This window comes from Aeromonas sp. HMWF017 (assembly GCF_003061465.1).
GTDB classification, from domain to species: Bacteria; Pseudomonadota; Gammaproteobacteria; order Enterobacterales; family Aeromonadaceae; genus Aeromonas; species Aeromonas veronii.
Genome location: NZ_QAJD01000147.1, coordinates 1 through 19993 on the forward strand (window position 1 = coordinate 1; position 19993 = coordinate 19993).

At 57.4% G+C, this 19993-nt stretch carries 14 protein-coding genes and 2 pseudogenes; 9 read left to right on the forward strand and 7 right to left on the reverse strand.

The window, feature by feature from the left end; translation table 11 throughout:
- A pseudogene (gene minC / locus DBR30_RS15150) lies at window positions 1-411 on the reverse strand (septum site-determining protein MinC); the annotation flags it as partial.
- Between the two features lie 107 nt (window positions 412-518).
- On the opposite strand from minC, the gene DBR30_RS15155 reads away from it, so the two are divergent.
- A complete protein-coding gene (locus tag DBR30_RS15155; RefSeq protein WP_042062665.1) occupies window positions 519-797 on the forward strand; it encodes a YcgL domain-containing protein in 279 nt (92 codons plus the stop codon).
- Between the two features lie 824 nt (window positions 798-1621).
- Here the strand turns inward: DBR30_RS15155 and DBR30_RS15160 are convergent.
- The 3 genes from DBR30_RS15160 to ppnP all read right to left on the reverse strand — a co-directional run bounded on the left by DBR30_RS15160 (window position 1622) and on the right by ppnP (window position 5090).
- Window positions 1622-2992, reverse strand: coding sequence for an L-serine ammonia-lyase (locus DBR30_RS15160; RefSeq protein ID WP_108541207.1), 1371 nt, complete (start codon window positions 2990-2992; stop codon window positions 1622-1624).
- A 275-nt stretch (window positions 2993-3267) separates the two neighbouring features.
- Window positions 3268-4653 carry an L-serine ammonia-lyase gene (locus DBR30_RS15170; RefSeq protein WP_108541206.1) on the reverse strand — a complete coding sequence of 462 codons (1386 nt, stop codon included), beginning with the start codon at window positions 4651-4653 and terminating at the stop codon, window positions 3268-3270.
- Window positions 4654-4805: 152 nt separating this feature from the next.
- Window positions 4806-5090, reverse strand: coding sequence for a pyrimidine/purine nucleoside phosphorylase (ppnP, locus tag DBR30_RS15175; protein WP_005336842.1), 285 nt, complete (start codon window positions 5088-5090; stop codon window positions 4806-4808).
- A gap of 270 nt (window positions 5091-5360) precedes the next feature.
- On the opposite strand from ppnP, the gene DBR30_RS15180 reads away from it, so the two are divergent.
- Complete coding sequence (locus DBR30_RS15180; RefSeq protein WP_005352303.1) at window positions 5361-6602, forward strand: dicarboxylate/amino acid:cation symporter; 1242 nt, start codon at window positions 5361-5363, stop codon at window positions 6600-6602.
- Window positions 6603-8225: 1623 nt separating this feature from the next.
- Here the strand turns inward: DBR30_RS15180 and pfkA are convergent.
- The 3 genes from pfkA to elyC all read right to left on the reverse strand — a co-directional run bounded on the left by pfkA (window position 8226) and on the right by elyC (window position 11010).
- Window positions 8226-9197 (reverse strand): 6-phosphofructokinase, encoded by a 972-nt coding sequence (pfkA, locus tag DBR30_RS15185; protein ID WP_041207654.1) that lies wholly within the window; start codon window positions 9195-9197, stop codon window positions 8226-8228.
- 151 nt (window positions 9198-9348) lie between these two features.
- On the reverse strand, window positions 9349-10104 hold the full coding sequence (tpiA, locus tag DBR30_RS15190) for a triose-phosphate isomerase (protein WP_108541205.1): 756 nt from the start codon (window positions 10102-10104) through the stop codon (window positions 9349-9351).
- Window positions 10105-10239: 135 nt separating this feature from the next.
- The gene (gene elyC / locus DBR30_RS15195) at window positions 10240-11010 is read right to left on the reverse strand and encodes an envelope biogenesis factor ElyC (protein WP_181363597.1); all 771 of its coding nucleotides are present in this window, start codon (window positions 11008-11010) and stop codon (window positions 10240-10242) included.
- A 101-nt stretch (window positions 11011-11111) separates the two neighbouring features.
- Between elyC and cmoM the strand changes: the two genes are divergently transcribed.
- The 7 genes and pseudogenes from cmoM to DBR30_RS22285 form a co-directional block, all read left to right on the forward strand.
- Entirely contained in the window at window positions 11112-11888 is a 777-nt protein-coding gene (cmoM, locus tag DBR30_RS15200) for a tRNA uridine 5-oxyacetic acid(34) methyltransferase CmoM (protein ID WP_033113262.1), read from the forward strand.
- Between the two features lie 100 nt (window positions 11889-11988).
- Complete coding sequence (mukF, locus tag DBR30_RS15205; protein WP_108541203.1) at window positions 11989-13323, forward strand: chromosome partition protein MukF; 1335 nt, start codon at window positions 11989-11991, stop codon at window positions 13321-13323.
- The gene (mukE, locus tag DBR30_RS15210; protein ID WP_005345759.1) at window positions 13304-14023 is read left to right on the forward strand and encodes a chromosome partition protein MukE; all 720 of its coding nucleotides are present in this window, start codon (window positions 13304-13306) and stop codon (window positions 14021-14023) included. Before mukF ends, mukE begins: the two co-directional genes overlap by 20 nt.
- 3 nt (window positions 14024-14026) lie before the next feature.
- Window positions 14027-18454, forward strand: coding sequence for a chromosome partition protein MukB (gene mukB, locus DBR30_RS15215; RefSeq protein ID WP_108541060.1), 4428 nt, complete (start codon window positions 14027-14029; stop codon window positions 18452-18454).
- A gap of 261 nt (window positions 18455-18715) precedes the next feature.
- Entirely contained in the window at window positions 18716-19102 is a 387-nt protein-coding gene (locus tag DBR30_RS15220) for a septal ring lytic transglycosylase RlpA family protein (RefSeq protein WP_181363598.1), read from the forward strand.
- 150 nt (window positions 19103-19252) lie between these two features.
- Complete coding sequence (locus tag DBR30_RS15225; RefSeq protein WP_375135853.1) at window positions 19253-19543, forward strand: putative quinol monooxygenase; 291 nt, start codon at window positions 19253-19255, stop codon at window positions 19541-19543.
- A 306-nt stretch (window positions 19544-19849) separates the two neighbouring features.
- Window positions 19850-19993, forward strand: a pseudogene (locus DBR30_RS22285) (GNAT family N-acetyltransferase); the annotation flags it as partial.

Sequence of the window (19993 nt, forward strand, 5' to 3'; positions counted from 1 at the left end):
CACATGTACCTTGCTCGGGATCAAGGGGGCGGGTTCGGGCTCGGGAACTACCACAGGCGCGGCTGGCGCGGGGGCAGGCTCGGGTTCCGGTTCGCTCTTGCGACTCTTGCCCGAGGCCATCACGGCCAGTCCCACCGCCTTGGCGGCCGTCTTCATCTCTTCACTGCGCGCACCCGTGATGCCGACCAGCACAAACTCTTCGGACTCCACCAGCTCCTTGAGCTGTTCGAAATCGGGAATATGTTCCAGTCGGGAAACATTGATCACCAGCGGTGCGCAATTAAAAAAGTAGGGTGCCTGGGCCACTTTTTCGGCCAACAACTGACGTATCCGCTCAGGCTCGCCATCGCTGATATGCAACACAGAAATAGTGAAGGTGGTCCCTTTCAATTCGTTATCGCGCTCAACCATGAATCTTCCCCGAGGCAGAGATGCTAATCCGTTATTGTTATTCAATTCCTGATGTTATAGTTTGCCCCCATCAGAGGCAATAAACTCGTCGGATTATATCAATTTCCATGTTGTGTGCAGTCTATAAAAGTCGCAAAAAAGCCGAGACCTACCTTTTTGTTGAAAAAAGAGAGGATTTCTCCCGTGTTCCCGAGCCACTGCTGAGCGCATTCGGGCGTCCCGAGCTGGTGTTGATGACCAAGCTGGATCCGGCCAAGCCCTTGGGACTGGCTGATGTCGGCAAGGTGATGGCCGCGCTGACCAGCCAGGGCTTCTACCTGCAGGTGCCGCCGCCTCCCGAGAATTTGCTGGAGCAGCACAAGGCCAGCCTGAAAAAACCATCCTGAATATCCAGCCCCGTTGTGTGATCTGCCCAGCGGGGCTAATTCTTTGTGACTCTGCATGACGCATTCCGGCTCCGGAGAGGTAGCTTGCGATAATCCCGTGACAGGATCTGGCCAAATTAAACCCTCCCTTTGGTGATATTCACTTTTCGCTGTTTAAATAGAAAGTCAATCTGCTCCCAACACCATATCCTCAACCTTTGCTGGCGCTCACAAAAATAGCGAGTGGCGCACGCTCATATCCTCCATTTCAACGGCTATTGGCCAATTCATCGATTATTTTCAGACCCTTCCTTGGGCGCTTTTTTGGCCTCCACTGTACATCAAATAGGGTGTAAAGAGGGCGGTGATAACTGTGCTAAAACCAGTTTGCGCGATGCGCTGTGACCAAAGTGATGAGCTAACCCCCTGTTTGTGTACTTGATTGTTTGCCCTGATCAAGAAGGTGCAACACAGATGGCTATCAGCATGTAATTCGCAAGGGTGAGCGGTAACCGCGTCTTGCCAAACAAGGGTATGACCAAAGGGGGGATATTGAGCTGAGGGGTCATCTCGATATCGATTAGTTGTGAAATCGTGACCGGGGCAAGATAGCGGGTAAAGGTTACTGGCAGGGTAGAACGTCGCTTCCAATCCATTGAGACGAGTTAATCAAGGCATGTAATTGCAGACAAGGCAATCCGCATTGCGGTGGCGTAGCAGGGGCATATCAGCGACGCCCTACAGTGAAATGGTCGGTATGCCGGTATAAGTGCCCCGCATTCCATTCGGACAATAAAAAAGGCGGGATATCCCGCCTTTGTTCAGATGAGGGTCGCAACCCCTATTTATTCGCAAGCAACCTGCATCACCTTGATGGCCAGACCGCCACGGGAGGTTTCACGGTACTTGGAGTCCATGTCCTTGCCGGTGACGTACATGGTGTCGATCACCTTGTCCAGCGAGACGCGCGGCTTGGAGGTACGACGCAGGGCCATACGGGAGGCGTTGACCGCCTTCATGGCTGCGATGGCGTTACGCTCGATGCAGGGCACCTGAACCTGGCCGGCAACCGGGTCACAGGTCAGACCCAGGTTGTGTTCCATACCGATTTCAGCGGCTTCGCAGACGTGCTCCGGGCTACCGCCCATCAGCTCGGTCAGGCCGGCAGCGGCCATGGAGCAGGAGACACCCACTTCACCCTGGCAGCCCACTTCGGCGCCGGAGATGGAGGCGTTCATCTTGTAGAGGATGCCGACGGCACCGGCAGCCAGATAGAAACGGGTGTACTCGTCGCGGCCAACCGGCTGGATGAACTTGTCGTAGTAGGCCAGTACGGCCGGGATGATGCCGGCAGCGCCGTTGGTCGGGGCGGTGACCACGCGGCCACCGGCTGCGTTCTCTTCACTCACGGCCAGAGCAAACATGTTGACCCAGTCAACGATGTTCATCGGGTCGCTCGAGAGATTCTCGTTGGTGTTGAGCTGGCGGTAGAGCGGAGCCGCACGACGGGGTACGCGCAGCGGGCCGGAGAGAACGCCTTCGGTACGGCAGCCGCGCTCGATACCTTCACGCATGGTGTTCCAGATCTTGCCGAACTTCTTGTAGATCTCTTCCGGGGTGTTGAAGCACTTCTCGTTTTCCATCATCAGGGCAGAGATGGAGAGACCGGTCTGGCTGCAGTGGGCAACCAGTTCAGCGGCGCTCTTGAACGGGTAACGAACGGACATGTCGCCGCTGTCAGCCTTGCCGAAGTTCTCTTCGTCAACGATGAAACCACCACCGATGGAGTAGTAGGTCTTGCTGTAGACCACTTCATCTTCGATCAGCGCAGTCAGTTTCATGCCGTTCTCGTGCAGCGGCAGGGCTTCGTCGTGGAATACCATGGCATCGCGCGGGAAGCTGACGGTGTGGCAGTGCAGGCCGATCGGCAGACGCTCGGTCTGTTCTACGCGGGAGATAAATTCAGGAATGGCATCGATATCGACGTTCTCCGGCAGGTTGCCGGCCAGGCCCATGATGATGGCGGTGTCGGTGTGGTGGCCTTTACCGGTCCAGGAGAGGGAGCCGTAGACATCTACATTGATGCGGGTGATATCGCGGATCTTGCCGCCTGCGCGCAGTTCGTCAACAAACTGTTTGGCTGCTTTCATCGGGCCAACAGTGTGGGAAGAAGAGGGGCCTACACCGATTTTGAAGATATCAAAAACGCTGATCATGTCACTATTACCTCAGGGTAGAAGGGGGCGGCATGCCCACTCACAGAAATTTGGGAGATCCATGGAACGCGCTTGTCAGCGCAGGTCACAGAACCAGATAACCGTAGTGTAACGGCTCCAGACCTAAAAAAAGTTGAAATAGATCTATTTTTGTTGAATCTGAGACGCGAGTATAAAATTTATTTTTGTGCTTATCCATTTTGTTAAGCGTTTGCCCATAAAAATACCCGGCGATGCCGGGCATTTAGGAACCAAATGGAGTCATTTGCCGTTTTTTAACATTCGGTAATGTTAACGGCGAGGCCGCCACGGGCCGTCTCCTTGTATTTGGTCTTCATGTCGTTGCCGGTCTCCCACATGGTCTTGATCACCTTGTCGAGCGACACCTTGTGCTCGCCGGTGCCGCGCAGGGCGAGGCGGGCGGCATTGATCGCCTTGACCGCCCCCATGGCGTTGCGCTCGATGCAGGGCACCTGCACCAGTCCGCCTATGGGATCGCAGGTGAGGCCGAGATTGTGCTCCATGCCGATCTCGGCGGCGTTCTCCACCATGGCCGGACTGCCCCCCAGCAGTTCGGTCAGCGCGCCAGCCGCCATGGAGCAGGCGACTCCCACTTCCCCCTGACAGCCCACTTCGGCCCCGGAGAGGGAGGCGTTCTTCTTATATAAGATGCCGATGGCAGCCGCGGTGAGGAAGTAGCGGATCAGCGTCTCGTCATCCACCTTGTGCACGAAGCGATCGTAGTAGTGCAGCACGGCGGGGATGATGCCCGCAGCGCCATTGGTGGGGGCGGTGACCACCCGGCCACCGGCGGCGTTCTCTTCATTGACGGCCAGCGCAAAGAGATCGACCCACTCCATCACCATCAGCGGATCCTTGTTGAAGTTGGTCTCGCAGCTGAGCTGGCGGAACAGCCCCGGGGCGCGGCGCCGTACCTTGAGGCCGCCCGGCAGCACCCCTTCGCTTTTGCAGCCTCGCTCGACGCAGCCCTGCATCGCCTGCCAGATCTTGCGTAGCCCCGCTTTTATCTGCTCATCGCTGCGAAATACCCGCTCATTGGCGAGGATAAGCCCCGAGATGGAGAGGCCGCTCTCCTGACAGTGGGCCAGCAGTTGGGCGCCGCTGTCGAACGGGTAGGGGACAGGGTGCTCGGCATCGGACTTGGCGGCCTCTTCTTTGGCGGTGGCAAAGTGGCTCTCTTCAATGATGAAGCCGCCACCGATGGAGTAGTAGGTCTGGCTGAAGCGCAGGTTTTCTTCTTTATCAAAGGCCCGCAGAGTCATGCCGTTGGTGTGGGCCGGCAAGGTTTTGCGACGGTTGAAAATGATGGCACCGGTGCGGGGAAAATGGCTTGGTTGCTCGCCTGCCAACTGCAGGCTCTGCTCATTTTCCACTTGAGCCAGAATGGCGGGAATCGCATCGATATCGACCGATTCCGGTTCAAAGCCCGACAACCCCAGAATGATCGCCTTGCCAGTGCCGTGTCCTTTGCCGGTCTGGCCCAGCGAGCCGTAACACTCCACTTCGACCCGCGTGACCTGTGGCAGATGGCCTTGCAGCTTGAGCTGCTGAACGAAGGCATAGGAGGCACGCATGGGGCCGACGGTATGGGAAGAGGAGGGGCCAATTCCGATGGAAAACAGGTCAAACACGCTGATCATGACATCAATCCGGTGATGGTTTATGTCTGTTTATTCTAGGATTTTTGCCATGGATAGGAAGCGGGGATGTGCGGTGCTGTGACATGGACACAGATAATAGGGCTGGGGGGACCAAGAAAGTTGAAGGGGCTGATCCCCTTCAACCGGCCTGATCAGTCGAGAAATTCGCACAGGTAGGCGGTGGGGGTTTTCACTTCCAGTTTGAAGGAGGAGTGACCAGCCACCAGGAAGGATTCACCCTGGCTGTAGGTGTGCCACTCATCTTCATCAGCCAGCTGGATGGTGAGGGCGCCCTTGATCACTGTCATCCGTTCGGGGGCGGCGGTGTTGAACAGGTAGTCACCGGCGTTCATCACCCCGACGGTTGATTTCTCGCCTTTTTGTTCGAAACCGATGGATTTTACATTTCCGTCGAAATACTCGTTAACTTTCAGCATCTTTACATCCCTGTGTGTACGTTTGTGCAGCCAAACTAGCACAATCTTTTGCCAGTTGTCATGGGGGATGAGGTAAAAATCGCCGAGGCCGCTTTGAATCTTCACTTTTTCGCAAACTTATTAATAGCCAAGGTTAATGATTTGCTGATTTAAAACAGCAATTAAATGTGAGATAACACGCGCAAACAGGGGAATGGGCAGCCGCTCATTCCCCTGTTTGGTTAATTGCACTGGGAAAAGTGTGAATTTTGCTACATAAAGGAACATATTGTGTTAACTAAAGGACTCATTAAAAACATCGGCTTCCAGGTTGTGGTCGCCATGGTACTGGGCGCAGTGGTCGGCGCGTTCATGGGTGAACAAGCCACCGTGTTTGCACCGCTCGGTACCCTGTTTATCCAGCTGATCAAGATGCTGGTGATCCCGCTGGTGGCGGTAGCCATCCTCTCCGGCGCCGCCAATCTGGGCGCCAGCCCGGCGGCGGGCAAGATCGGTGCGGCTACGCTGGCCTTCTTCCTCGTGACCTCAGCGTTGGCCGTGTTGCTGGCGCTGGTAATGGGGCAGATCTTCAAACCGGGTGTCGGGGTTGATTTCGCTTCCGTCGCCTCCATGTTTGGCGGTGACTATGCCGATAAAGGGGCGCTGCCGGATGCAGTCGCTACCTTGCTTGGCATGATCCCCACCAACGTCTTCAACTCCCTCAACGAGGCTAACATCCTGCAGATCCTGGTGTTCTGCATGTTCCTCGGCATTGCGCTGGCCAAACAGCCGCGCGAGCGGGCCAAGCCGCTGGTCGATGGGCTCAATACCCTGGTGGATGCCTTCGTCTGGATGATCAACAAGGTGATGATCATCGCACCACTCGGGGTGTTCGGTCTGATGGCGGAAGCCATCGGTACCTATGGCTTCGACGTGCTGACCCTGGTACTCAAGCTATTCGTGGTCTATGTGGCTGCCATCCTCATCTTCGGCTTTGTGGTCTACCCGCTGCTGGTGATGATGTTCTCCAACACGCCGGTAATGAAGTACCTCTCTGCCATGAAGAAGCCGCAGATCGTGGCCTTCTCCACCGCCTCTTCCATGGCGACCCTGCCGGTCAATATGGAGACCTGCGAGCATGATCTGAAAGTGACCAACGCGACCGCCTCCTTCGTGTTGCCGCTGGGTGCCACTATCAACATGAGCGGCAACGCCATCTATTACGGTCTGGTCGCCATCTTCTTCGCGCAGGTTTACAACATCGATCTGAGCGTCGGTGCCTGGGCGGCCATCATTGTGACCTCCACTTTGGGGGCGATCGGTCAGGCCGGTGTGCCGGGCCCAAGCTTCCTGGTGGTTGCCGTGCTGCTGGCGGCCGGGATCCCCATTGAAGGGTTGCCGCTGCTGTTCGCGCTGGATCGTCTGTTCGACATGATCCGCACCTCCCTCAATATCACCGGCGATGCGGCCTGTGCTGTCATTGTTGACCGTTTCAGCCCGGAATATGACCCGCAGCGCTGGAACAAGGCATAATTGCTTTGAGCTGGACTGAGATATAACAGCCCTAAGCTGACAATGCGTTACGCGAGCCCCTGCCATGATGGCGGGGGCTTTTTTATATCTGCCTGACAAGTATCAGAACAAAGGTGTGCACAAGAGATTGCTGACGGATTTAGCTGTGTTGAATGGAGAGTACAGGAGGGGAAAACATCAGTTGTGGGCATGGGCCGTATGGCTTCAACCGGCCTGTTGTAGATGCCTGGGTAGGGGATTGTCAAACGGCGGGTAACAAAAAGGGGAGCCTTGCTCCCCTCGGATATGATCTGCTGCTGGTTCTACTCCATCAGGCCATATGGTTAAACCATCCTGGTTACACCCTTGTGGCGAAAGAAACAGCGTCAACGTGATGAAATCATATCTATGTTGACCATCTCGGCATTGTCACTGAAAAGCGCCAGTTGGTGGCGATTAAACAGACATGGCAAAGAGGGTCGGTCCGGATTGATGCCTCTCTATCCGGCTCAGAACTGTGACAGTGAGGGCAGAGAGACGGCAACCAGGGTGAAAAACACCGTGAAAACGGCAGTAACGACAAACTCTTTCATTTTTCTCTCCCTAAGTTGTTGGTTGATGTAGTCAAGATACCATAAGAAGGGGGTAAAACAAGGTGTAAATTGATAAAATAGCTTCTTTTCTTGTTAGGTTGGTTGAGATGGCTATTTTTGTCATATTGAGCTGATTTTATCACCTGCTCTGGCATGGCAGGCATTCAAGACTCTGTTTTTATGATTATTTCATTTAAATTCAATTAGTTGGTTGGTTAGTGGTTGGCTTGGTAATGGGTTTTGTATGGGGCTTAAGTGGCATTTTATAAGTTTTCCTCCTCGTAATAGCGTCATTAAGGTCATAAAAAGTGTGCGAGGCAATGATTTGACGACTCCTGACGTAGATAGTCCATCCAATAGAAGTCTATGGAGACAATCTGGTTGCCAGCCCTTGTCGCACCATCACTTTATCAGTCCGGAGTCTCCGCATTTTTACAGCAATACACTGGGTTCATAGGGAGGAGAGCGGTGCATCGGGGGGATACAGAGTAGCAGCTGGCTGTTTTATCACCGCCAATTTCCCCGTTGGCCTCGGAATAGACATGGCCGCAGCAAGAGTGAGGTGCGCAATAGGCCAGAGGCGTATTCTCTGGCTGGGCTGGGCTGGGCTGGGCTGGGCTGGGCTGGGTGCGAGCAGCGATTTGCGTAGCCGGTGCATCTGCGTGAGTCATGTGAGTGCAATACGAGAGCTGCGCCGGAGCATGGTTGGGGAAGATATCTGAATCCCCTCTACAAGATTGAGATATAAAAAGCGGCGTATGACGAGGAGGCTGAACAAGCTGGTTTCAGGGGCGACAGAGCACAGGTCAACGCAATCCGGTTCGCAGTGATAAAACAACCACGACAATACCGGAACTCTGTTCGTAGGCTGATGCCGGTTGGTGTGAGGAGGGGAAGGCTAGTGATCTGTCTGATGGCGCAAGGCTTGGGAATCAGGCAACCCATATGGTGAGGGTCACACAGCGTGCCGATGCCCCCGTTTTTGCAAGATATAAAAAAACCCTCCGATGGAGGGTTTTTGTCATCAACAGCCGGTAAAAAGCCGCGAGGCTTAGAACAGGGTGGTGGAGAGGTTGTAAAGCTCCTGATCGAACGGACGCTTCATGTTCTCGATGCAGTCGATGATGTCGTGGTGTACCAGCTCGTTGCGCTGAATGCCGACGCAGCGACCACCGTGACCAGCCAGCAGCTGCTCAACGGCGTAGGCACCCATACGGCTGGACATGATGCGGTCACGAGCAGTCGGGGCACCGCCACGCTGGATATGACCCAGGATGGTGGCGCGGGTTTCACGACCGGTCAGGGCTTCGATGTCCTTGGCCAGCGCGTTCACGTCGGTAACGTGCTCGCAGATGGTGATGATGGCGTGCTTCTTGCCTTTGGCTTCGCCTTCCTTGATCTGCTTGAGCAGCTTCTCTTTGTCAAAAGCCACTTCCGGCACGATTACATATTCGGCACCACCGGCAACGGCGGCAGACATGGCCAGATCGCCACAGTGGCGGCCCATGATCTCGACCACGGAGATACGGTGGTGGGAGCTGCAGGTATCACGCAGACGGTCAATGGCGTCAACAACCACGTTCAGAGCGGTATCAAAACCGATGGTGAAGTCGGTACCGGCTATGTCGTTGTCGATGGTGCCCGGCAGGCCGATGCAGGGGAAACCCTCTTCGGTCAGCTTCTTGGCACCCATGTAGGAGCCATCACCACCGATGACGACCAGCGCGTCAATACCGTGCTTTTTCAGGTTCTCGATCGCTTCGGCGCGCACTGCGGGGTCTTTGAAAGCAGGGAAACGGGCGGAGCCGAGGAAAGTACCACCACGGTTCACCACATCGGAGACGCTGTGACGCTCCAGCTTGACGATGCGATCCTGGTGCAGACCGAGGTAGCCATCATAAATACCGTAAACTTCCAGGCCGTAATGCAGACCGGCGCGAACCACAGCGCGGATGGCTGCGTTCATACCCGGCGCGTCGCCACCACTGGTCAGAACACCAATACGTTTGATTTGTTTGGTCATGAGTGCCTCTGGATCTGAGTTGTCAAATGCGAATGTTTGGAAATAGACAAGCCACTTTTACTATATCGGCTTTCGTATGGGATGCGGGGGCCACCATAGGAAAAGCGATACAAGAGAGGGGACAAGCCCCTCTCTTTGCCGTAATCAGCGATTACTTGGCTGCACCAGCGATGATCTGGGAGAAGTCGTCCACTTTCAGGGACGCACCACCGACCAGGCCACCGTCGATGTCCGGCTGACCGAACAGGTCGGCAGCAGTGGCACCAGTGACGGAACCGCCGTACAGGATCTGTACTTTGGCAGCAACGGCGGCATCAAAACTGGCCAGATACTGACGGATGTGAGCGTGAACGGACTGAGCGATTTCCGGAGTGGCAGTCTTGCCAGTACCGATGGCCCATACCGGCTCGTAAGCGATAACGGCGTTGTTGAAGGAGGCGATACCGCAACGGTCGATAACGGCTTTCAGCTGGGTCTCAACCACGTTCTTGGTCACGCCGGCTTCGAACTGCTCCAGAGTTTCACCGATGCACAGAACCGGCACCAGGCCGCCTTTCTGGATCGCCTCGTACTTGGCAGCAACCACGTCGTCACTCTCTGCATGCAGGGTACGACGCTCGCTGTGGCCGACCAGAGAGTAGGTGCAACCGAAGGCTTTCAGCATGGAGGGGGCGTTTTCACCGGTGAAGGCGCCAGACTCGTGTACGTCGGCGTTCTGGGCACCGTAGGCGATTTTGGTGCAAGCGGTCAGCTGCTCAACCAGACCCAAAAAGATAACCGGCGGGCAGACGGCGACTTGCACAGAAGGATGAGCGGCAGCAGCCGGGGTCAGTCCTTTGATCAGAGCTTCAACAGAAGCTTTGGTGCCGTTCAGTTTCCAGTTACCCATTACCAGGTGCTGTCTCATCTTGTATATCTCCTAGGCATTTGATTGCGCGACATTATATGAATTGAACCGAGCCCAAGATAGCTGACCCGGCGGCAAATGACGTAATTTTTTTTCGCTTTCCTGATCCAAATCAGGAATGAAACGCTTGATCGCTCATTCGTTAACCTGCCCCCGCAAGCGAGCCCACCATACCCCAATCCATTCGTGGATGGCAGCTTCGGAATACATCAAATAACGCCCTTTGGGTAAATAACTGTAGAGGGGCTGGGGTACCTGGCTCTGCTTGGCGGTGTAGTCGGTGGGGGCCGGCACGGCATTGAGTCCCTGACCTTGATAGAGGGCCATGGCGCGCGGCAGGTGGGTTGCTGAACTGACCAGCGCCACCTCTTTTCCTTTCAGATGTCGGCTGATACTGACCGCCTCATCATGAGTGTCTTTGTTGTTTTCAAACAACGTCATCCGCGAACGGGGAATGCCGAGGCTCTCGGCCATCCGGGCATTGACCTCGGCATTGGAGAGGGGATCCCCCGACACATAGCCGGAGAAAACCAGTTCGGCTTCGGGATAGGCCTGGGCGAGGCGCACCCCTTCGAGAGTGCGGGCCAGGGCGATATTGTTCTGCCAACTGCGCATCGGTACCGCCGGATCGCTGACATGACCGTTGCCGAGCACCACTATGGCATCGATGTTGGGATGCTGGCTCACCTCGAATGGCGGGTAGGTCTGCTCCAGCCCGCGGGCCAGTTCATAGCTCACCGGCCGCATCCCCATCAGCGCCACAATGAGCAGCGAGAGAGTGGCCAGCAGCTTGCCGGTTTTCTGAAAACGGGTGAACCAGAGCAGCAGCAGGGCGAGCAGCAGCAGGGAGAGGGAGAAGGGGAGCGGCATCAACAGCTGACCAAGCCACTTTTTGAGCACAAACACGACAGACACTTCCTTGAGTTTTCAGCAAATTCGGGATGTGACAGAATACCTCTCTTTTTTGGGATGGCCACAACCCTGTGGCGCTAATGTTGAGTTTCTCCTTGAAGCACGATCAGAGTTTTGACGGGCGCGCCGACAAGTTCGCCCGCAACATTTACGACTCCACCAAGGGGCGCATCCGCACCACCATTGTCTGGAGCGACATCGAAGCCTGCCTGGCCCGCCTTGGCAACCGACCGCTGCGCATCCTCGATGCGGGAGGCGGTTTTGGCTATTTTGCCCAGAAGCTGGCGGCCATGGGCCATCAGGTGGAGCTGTGCGATCTGTCAGCAGAAATGCTGGAACTGGCCCGCAGCCAGATCGCCGAGAAGGGGCTGGAAGACAAAATTCGTCTCATCCATTGCCCCATTCAGGATCTGAAGCAACACGTGACCGGGACCTTTGATCTGGTGCTCTGCCATGCGGTGCTGGAGTGGCTTGCCGAGCCGCGCCAGACCTTGCTGGGTCTGTTCCCTTTCGTCAATGCCGGGGGCATACTGTCGCTGCTTTTTTACAACCGTCATGGTTTGCTGTTCCAGAGCCTGGTGGTGGGCAATTTTGACTATGTGCGCCTTGGTCTTCGCAAGAAGCGTCAGACTGCGCTTACGCCCACCAATCCCCAGCTGCCGGAGCAGGTCTATGACTGGATTGGTCGCGGGGGGCTGCGCATCATCGGCAAGACCGGAGTGCGGGTCATCCACGACTATATGCGTCACAAGCAGGATCAGGTGGAGAAGTTCGACGATCTGCTGGCCATGGAGCAGCAATATTGCCGTCAGGAGCCTTTTGTCTCCCTCGGTCGCTATATCCATGTGATGGCCCAGAAGCCGGCCAGCTGATTGCTCGCTGTTCACGTCGATGTGAACCATGTTTTCGATGCTACCGGATGTAGCCGCGCGCACGATTTTGCGCCCAATACAACAACGAGATGACAACATCATGATGAGTACATCCCGTACCCTGCCAGAGCGTTCTTTGCCGGAGCTAGTAGGGTGGGTCAGGCAGGAGGGGTTGGCGTTGAGCCTGCCGACCGACCGGCTGGCCTTTCTGATTGCAATCAAGACCCTGTCCGAAGATGAGTCGGACCTGTCGGAAGCAGCGCTGCACGACGCTTTTGGCTATGTCAGCAGCGCCTTCGGCCAGATGGACGAGACCCTCACAGGTCGCGCCAACAACGCCATCAACGATCTCATTCGCCAGCAGCTGCTGTCGCGCTTCAACACCGACATGGTGGCGGGGGAGAGCCTCTACCGCCTGTCACGCCTGGGTGTGAGCATCGTCGACTTCTTTATGGATCAGCGTCAGGTTGACTCCATCAAGCTCTCCATCCTGCTCGAACATCTGGCTTCCGAGCTCGACACCGCCCGCAAGGCGGCGCTGGAAACCAACACCCGCGAGCAATGGGATGCCGAGGTGCTGCCGCGCCTCACCTTCTCGCTGGAAGAGACCTTGGGGCGGATCGATCTCACCCAGCGCGCCATGGATGAGCAGCAGAATCAGGTCAAAAGCGAAATTGCGGCCCTGCTGACCCAGAACTGGGTCGATGCCATTCACAGCTGCGAAAAGCTGCTGCACGAGACCGGCCAGACCCTGCGCGAGCTGCAAGATACTTTGGACGCTGCCGGCCACCGCCTGCAGGCGGGGCTGCTCAACATTCAGGAAGCGGCGCAGGGGCGCGACGATCTGTTCCACGTCGAGGAGCTGACTCACGCCTTGCAAGGGCGCCTTGACGTCATCACCAGCTGGGGTCAGCAGTGCATCGAGCTCTGGTCTCGCTACGACAGACACGTCCACAAATTTATCCGCAACGCCATCGACATGGACAAGAACCGTGCCTTCAGCCAGCGGCTGCGCGAGTCTATCCGAAACTTCGAGCAGCACAACTGGCAGCTGCGGGTGGCCGAAGAGCCCCGTCTGCTGGAGCTACGCGACGAGACCATCGCCATCCACGACGAGGAGGTGACCGGTGAGGTGCCCCTCGAGATGGAGTACATGGAGATGGTGGATATCAACCAGGAGCTGGCCGAGCGCATCGAGCGCTATCTGGCCCGCTACCCCGAGCAGGGGCAGCAGCTGGACTTGGCCGATGTGCTGCTGGAATACCTGCTGGACTACCCGGCCCATGCCCACTTCGATGTGGCGCGTCTTCTGATCGACCAGGCCGTGCGCCTAGGCCATGCCAGCGGCGAGCGCGAACTGCATCGCCAACCCGCATGGAAACCCATTAACCAAGCTGGATCCAAGGTTCAGGCCTATGTCATTGATCAATACTGAGTTTCCCTTGCCGCTGCGGCTCGCAGAGGCGATTGCCAACCCCTTGTTTCCGCGCATTGACACTGCCTTGCGCTCCGGTCGCCACATCAGTGCCGACGAGTTCGAGCAGCACTCGGCGCTGGTTGAATATCACAGCGAGCTCGAGATCTTCTACGGCCGCTATCAGGTGGAGCTGATCAAGGCGCCGGAAGGCTTCTTCTATCTGCGTCCGCGCCCGAGCTCCGACATCGGCACCACTGTGCTCTCCGAGCTCGATATGCTGGTGGGCAAGGTGCTCTGCTACCTCTACCTGAGCCCGGATCGTCTGGCTTCCGAAGGGGTATTCGCCATGGCCGAGCTGCAAGAAGAGGTGCTGAGCCTCGCCGACGAGAAGCAACTGCTGCGGATGGTCAACAGCCGCTCTGGCGGTACCGATCTCGACAAGAAGAAGTTGCTCGAAAAGATCCGTACCTCCATGCGCCGTCTGCGCCGCCTTGGCATGATCACCGCCCTTGGCAACGGGGATAAATTCCGGGTCAACGAATCGGTGTTCCGTTTCGCCGCCGACGTGCGTTCCGATGAAGATCCGCGCGCCGTTCAGCTGCGGATGATCCAGGAGGGTGAAGCCATCTTCCACGACGACGAAATGCCGAGCAGCGACTCGCTCTTTGATGACATCGAGGCGGATCTCGATGAAGAACAACTGGATCTGGAGGTATAACCGGTGCGAGGCAAGTTCAAATCCCTGACCATGGTCAACTGGAACGGCTTCTTTGCCCGAACCTTCGATCTCGACCAGCTGGTCACTACCCTTTCCGGCGGCAACGGCGCGGGCAAGTCCACCACCATGGCGGCCTTTATCGCAGCGCTCATCCCCGACCAGTCACTGCTCCATTTCCGCAACACCACGGAAGCGGGATCGAGCAGCGCCTCCCGTGACAAGGGGCTCTACGGCAAGCTGCAGCGCGGCCACTGCTATTCCCTGCTGGAAGTGATGAACAGCCGCGAACAGCGGATCTGGGTCGGCGTCCACCTCGAACAGGTGGCCAACCGTGACAACAAGGTCAACATCACCCCGTTTGCATTGGTGGATGTGCCGGAGAATCTGGCGCCGACCGATCTGCTGCTGGAGAAGCTCGATGGTGGCAAGGGGCGGGTACGTGCCTTTACCGACCTGAAAGGGGCGGCCGCCGAGCTGGGGGCGTTGAAAGTCGCCAAGTTCAATACGGTGACCGACTATCACAACTTTATGTTCGAGTTCGGCATCACCCCGAAGAAGCTTAGGGATCAAAAAGATCGCGGCAAGTTCTATCGCCTGATCGAGGCCTCCCTCTACGGCGGCATCTCCTCGTCCATCAGCCGTTCCCTGCGCGAGTACCTGCTGCCGGAGAACTCCGGAGTGCGCAAGGCGTTTGCAGACATGGAGGCGGCCATCTATGAAAACCGCCGCACTCTGGAAGCCATTAAAGAGACCCAGGGGCAGCGGGATCTGTTCAAGAACCTGATCACCGAGACCACCCACTATGTGGCGGCGGACTATGTGCGCAACGCCGCCGAGAAGAGCCGCCTCTCCGAGCTGGCCCTCAAGGCGCGTCAGGAGCTGGCGGATAAACGCCGCATCTTGGCCGAAGAGAAACAGCGCGCCATCTATCTGGCCGATGAGGTGGAGCAGCTTACCAACCGCGAGAAACTGCTGACCGACGAGCTGGAGTCTGCCTCCGAGCATCTGGCCAAGGTGATGGCGGCGGTTTCCCTGCAGAAGAAGATCGAGATGTACCGCGCCGATCTGGCTGATCTCTCTGACAAACTCGAACAGCAGCAGGCAGTAGTGGAAGAGATCCACGGCCAGCTGCTGGAAGTGGAAGAGCGTAAGGAGCTGGCGCAGGCCGAGGTAGACAGCCTCAAGACCCAGCTGGCCGACTACCAGCAGGCGCTCGATATCCAGCAGACCCGCGCCATCCAGTACCGTCAGGCGGTGCAGGCCCTCGATGCTGCCCGCGAGCAGTGCGAGCTGCCGGGGCTGACCGCCGAACAGGCGAGCGACACCCTGCATCAGTTCCGCGCCGCCGAGCAGAGCCTCACCAGCCGGGTGCTGGGGGCCGAGCAACAGCTGGCACTGGCCAAGGCGGCAGTGGCCGAGCACGAAGCGGCGCTGGCGCTGCTGCTCAGCATCGCCCCGGAAACAGTGCGAGAGGCCGCTTGGCCTACCGCGCAGGCGCTGCTCAAGCGTCATATCGAAGACAAGGCCCGTATTGCCCAGGGGCAGGGGCTGCGCGCCGCGCTGGCTCGCCTCGAGAAAGAGAGCGAAAGCCAGAAGAGTCTCTTCAAGCTGCGTGACGAGCTGCAGCAGGCCTCTGGCCAGCTGATTGCCAGCAGCGATGAGCTGGAGATCTTCCTCGAAGCCCAGCGCACCCGTCAGGAGGAGCTCTCCGAGCAGCAGGCGGAGGTGAACCAACGCCGCGCCAGCCTCGAGCATCAGGGCACCCAGCTGGGCCGCGATATTGCGGAGCTCACCAAGCTGGCCCCGCGCTGGCTCAAATCCTTTGAAAAGCTCGAGCAGCTGCGCGAGCAAAGCGGCCTGCCGCTGGCCACCGCCGAAGAGCTTTCGGCCGGTATGCAGAGCGTGCTCGACAAAGAGCGCGAGTTCGAACAGGAGAGCAACCGTATCGCTGCGCAGAAACAGGCGCTGGAGCTGCAAATTCGCAACCTGCAGTTGGGAGCAGGCGAGGCGGATCCCCGTCTTGCCCGCATCGCCGAGCAAGTGGGGGGCGTGCTGCTCTCCGATGTCTATGACGACATCTCCATCGATGATGCCCCTTACTACTCCGCACTCTATGGCCCGGCTCGCAGCGCTTTGGTAGTGCTCGACCTTGAGGGCGCCATCGAGCGGCTGAAAAAGCTGGAGGATTGCCCGGAAGATATCTACCTGATTCAGGGCAACCCCGACTCCTTTGACGAGGATCTGGTGGAAGCGGATGAGCTGGGGGACGCCGTGCTGGTACGCACCAGCAAGCGTCAGGTGCGCTTCTCCCGCTACCCCGAGCTGCCGCTGTTTGGTCGCGCGGCGCGGGAAAAACGGATCGAGCAGCTCGACCTTGAGCGCGAAGGGCTGATCGAGGGCTACGCCAAGGCCGCCTTCGAGCAGCAGAAGTACCACCGTCTCTACGGTCACTTCCGCGACTTTATCGGTCAGCATCTGGATATCGCCTTCCGCCCCGACCCCGAAGCCGAAGTGCAGGCCAAGCAGGCCGAACTTCGCGCGCTGCAAGGGGCCATCGGTGAGTGTGACAAGCAGCTGAGTGATGCCAAAGCGGCCGCCGCCCAGCTGACTCGCCATATCCAGCTGGTGCAGGGGATGCTGCCCTTTGCCCACCTGTTTGCCGAGACTGATCTGGCGGCCCGCCTCGAGGCGGCTCACGCCGATGTGGAAGCGCTAAAACAGGCCGAAGCCTTTATCGCCAAGCACGGCAAGTCGCTGGAAAAACTGGAAACCATGGTGCAGGTGCTGCGTCAGGATCCGCAGGATCTTGCCGCGCTGCAGGCTGCCTATGATGAGGTGAGCGACCTGCTGGCCGAGCAGAAGCGCCGTTGCTACGCCCTCGATCAGCTGGTGGCCCGTCTGCCGCACTTTGCCTATCAGGATGCACAAGACCTGCTGGGCAAGGCCTCCGAGATGAGCGAGCGGCTCAAAGAGAAGTTGAAAGCGGCTGAGCTGGCAGCCCGCACTGCCGGCGAGCAGCACAAGCAGATTGCCCTGCGTCACACCGAGGCGCTGCAACTGCGCACCGCCCTCAACTCCAGCGTCGAGGCCAAGCGCCAGACCCTGACCGAGTTCGAGCAGGAGCTGGCGGCCATGGGGCTGACCCTCTCTGACGATATGGAAGAGAAGGCGCGCGCTCACAAGAAAGAGATTGAAGAGCTGCTGATCCGTACCCGTTCCCGTCGCACCAGCGCCGAGGCCCAGTTGCAGGTCACCAAGCGCGAGATCGAATCCCTCGGTGGCCGTCTCAAGCTGGAAGGCAAGGATTACTACAGCGCCCGTAAATCTCTGGTGGGTCACAAGGCGAGCTGGTCGCGGGTGGTGCGGCTGGCGCGGGAGACCGACGTCGAGAAGCGCCTCAACAAGCGCGAGCTGGCGTACCTCGACAGCGACGAGCTGCGCTCCATGTCGGACAAGGCCCTCGGCGCCCTGCGGGTGGCGGTAGCCCACGACGAGGCCCTGCGCGATGCGCTGCGTCTCTCTGAGGGCAACCGCAGCACCGAGCAGAAGGTGGCCTTCTACGTGCAGGTCTACCGTTACCTCAAGGATCGCATCCGCAACGACATCATCCGCTCCGATGATCCGGTCGAGGCGATCGAGGAGATGGAGATCGAGCTGGCCCGTCTGGCTGATGAGCTCAAGCAGCGGGAAACCCATCTGTCGCTCTCCTCCCACGAGGTGGCGGCCAAGATCACCAACATCATCCGCCGCGAGCAGAACCGTATCCGGGTGCTCAACCAGGGCTTGCAGAACATCGCCTTCGGTCTGGTGCGCGGGGTGCGCCTCAACGTCAATATCCGCGAGGCCCACACCCGTCTGCTGACGGCGCTGGCCGACCAAACCGCCATGCACAACGATCTGTTCGCCGACAAGGAGCTCAGCTTCTCCGAGGCGATGGCCAAGCTGTTCCAGCGTCTCAATCCGCAGATCGAGCAGGGGGATCGCAGCTATCAGGTGATGGGCGACGTGCTGCTCGACTATCGCAACTATCTGGAGCTGGAGATCGAGGTGCAGCGCGGGGCCGATGGCTGGCTGCGGGCCGAGAGCGGTGCGCTCTCCACCGGCGAGGCGATCGGTACCGGTCAGGCGATCCTGCTGATGGTGCTGATCAGCTGGGAGGAGGAGTCCCGCCGTCTGCGCGGCAAGGATATCGCCCCGTGCCGTCTGTTGTTCCTCGACGAAGCGGCCCGTCTGGATGGCAAATCCATCGCCACCCTGTTCGAGCTGTGCGAGCGTCAGGATATGCAGCTGCTTATCGCGGCGCCCGAGAACATCAGCCCGGAGAAGGGCACCACCTACAAGCTCATCCGCAAGGTGCAGGGCAAGCACGAGCATGTGCACGTGGTGGGTCTGCGTGGTTTTGGCTTTAGCGATGACAAGCTGATTGCCTGAGAAGTCTCTGGCCCATCCCGACACGGGATGACTGGTAAAAAGGTTAAAGGGAGGCATTTGCCTCCCTTTTTACATGGAAGATATGGCAAAGTAGCCGCACCGTCGCTGCTGCCTGACAACAAGGCGAGTAACATGGTGAGTGCCTTGGATCTATGGCAAGGTGAGAGCTCCCGCCTGCAAGTGTGTCGCCAGCGTCACCGGCCGCATCGAAGAAGAAAAATTGCGCATAGCGAAAAGAAGAAGAGAGGAGAGGGGGGAAAGGTGCAACATATCCAGAAAGGGCTGCTGTTATCTCTTTGCCTGCTGTTGGCGGCCTGTAGCAGCCGTTATGACGAGAGTCACGGCGGCAGCTGGCGCGGCTATAGCGCAACCGGCTATGCCAGCTATTATGCCGATCGCTATCACGGCAAAAAGACCGCCAGCGGCGAGTTATATCGCAGCAACCTCAATAGCGCCGCCCATATGGAATTGCCCTTTGGCGCCATGGTGCGGGTCACCAACCTCGCCAACGGCAAGAGTGTAGTGGTCAAGGTCAATGACCGCGGCGCCTTTAAAAACGGGCGTATTATCGATCTCTCCAAATCTGCCTTTAGCACCATCGGCAATATTCGCGATGGGATTATCAAAGTAAAGATAGAGGTGCTCTAGCAGTCCACTTGTTCAGTTGCGTGAACAGAGTATCCGTTCTGCATGGCTATATCCTGCAAGTCGCTACTCTTACACTGCTCCGTATCCAAGAGGTACACCCAATCGAAATACTTGAACGATTGATCTGATAACGGAGCAGATGAAGAGAAACTGGTGTCCATCGCAGTGCTTAAAGCTAGAGCCGGTATGAGGGAGCAGCTGCGCCGGGAGTTGATCAAGCTTATTGAGCCTACTCGGCACGAACCGGGTAACTTGGACTATGTGCTGTTTGAATTGCGAGATGAGCCAGGCACCTTTTACATGCGTGAGGCATTCGTCAGCCAAGCCGCGTTGGATAGCCATTGTCAGACTGACTATTTTCAGGCCTTTGCCGCGCAGGCTGAGTCTCTGCTTGCAGAGCCACTGCAGCTTATTTTCCTGGATGAGGTCAGCTACTCTTAATCCATTCGGGCCAGGGGGCCCGATTTTTTATTCATATCTCAAGTGCGAGATAAGATGCGTTTCAAGCAAGTTATCACGCCAGTCTTTTGCCAGCCTGCATCTACTAATCCTCTGATTTTTAATTACTCTCTCCTGTTTATATCCAAGATGTTTTCATCTTCCTGTTAACGGACAAGATATCCAAATGAGAATTTAATTTGGGCTCAAGTTCAGTGGTAGTGGTATAACCTGCTATCGCAGGAAGGCATACCAAACGATGGTGCTGACCATCAGCGCGTCGATATGAGGTGGGCAGGGAGGACGAGAATGGGTATTGAGCTTGTAGATGTACCGCAAAGTGAATTTGAGCTGGTCTTTACTGCCGTGAAACAGGGGATTTTTCCCTATGTTGAGGCGCTCTTTGGCTGGGATGACCAATTTCAACGCGAACGGCTAGCCAGCTCATATTTG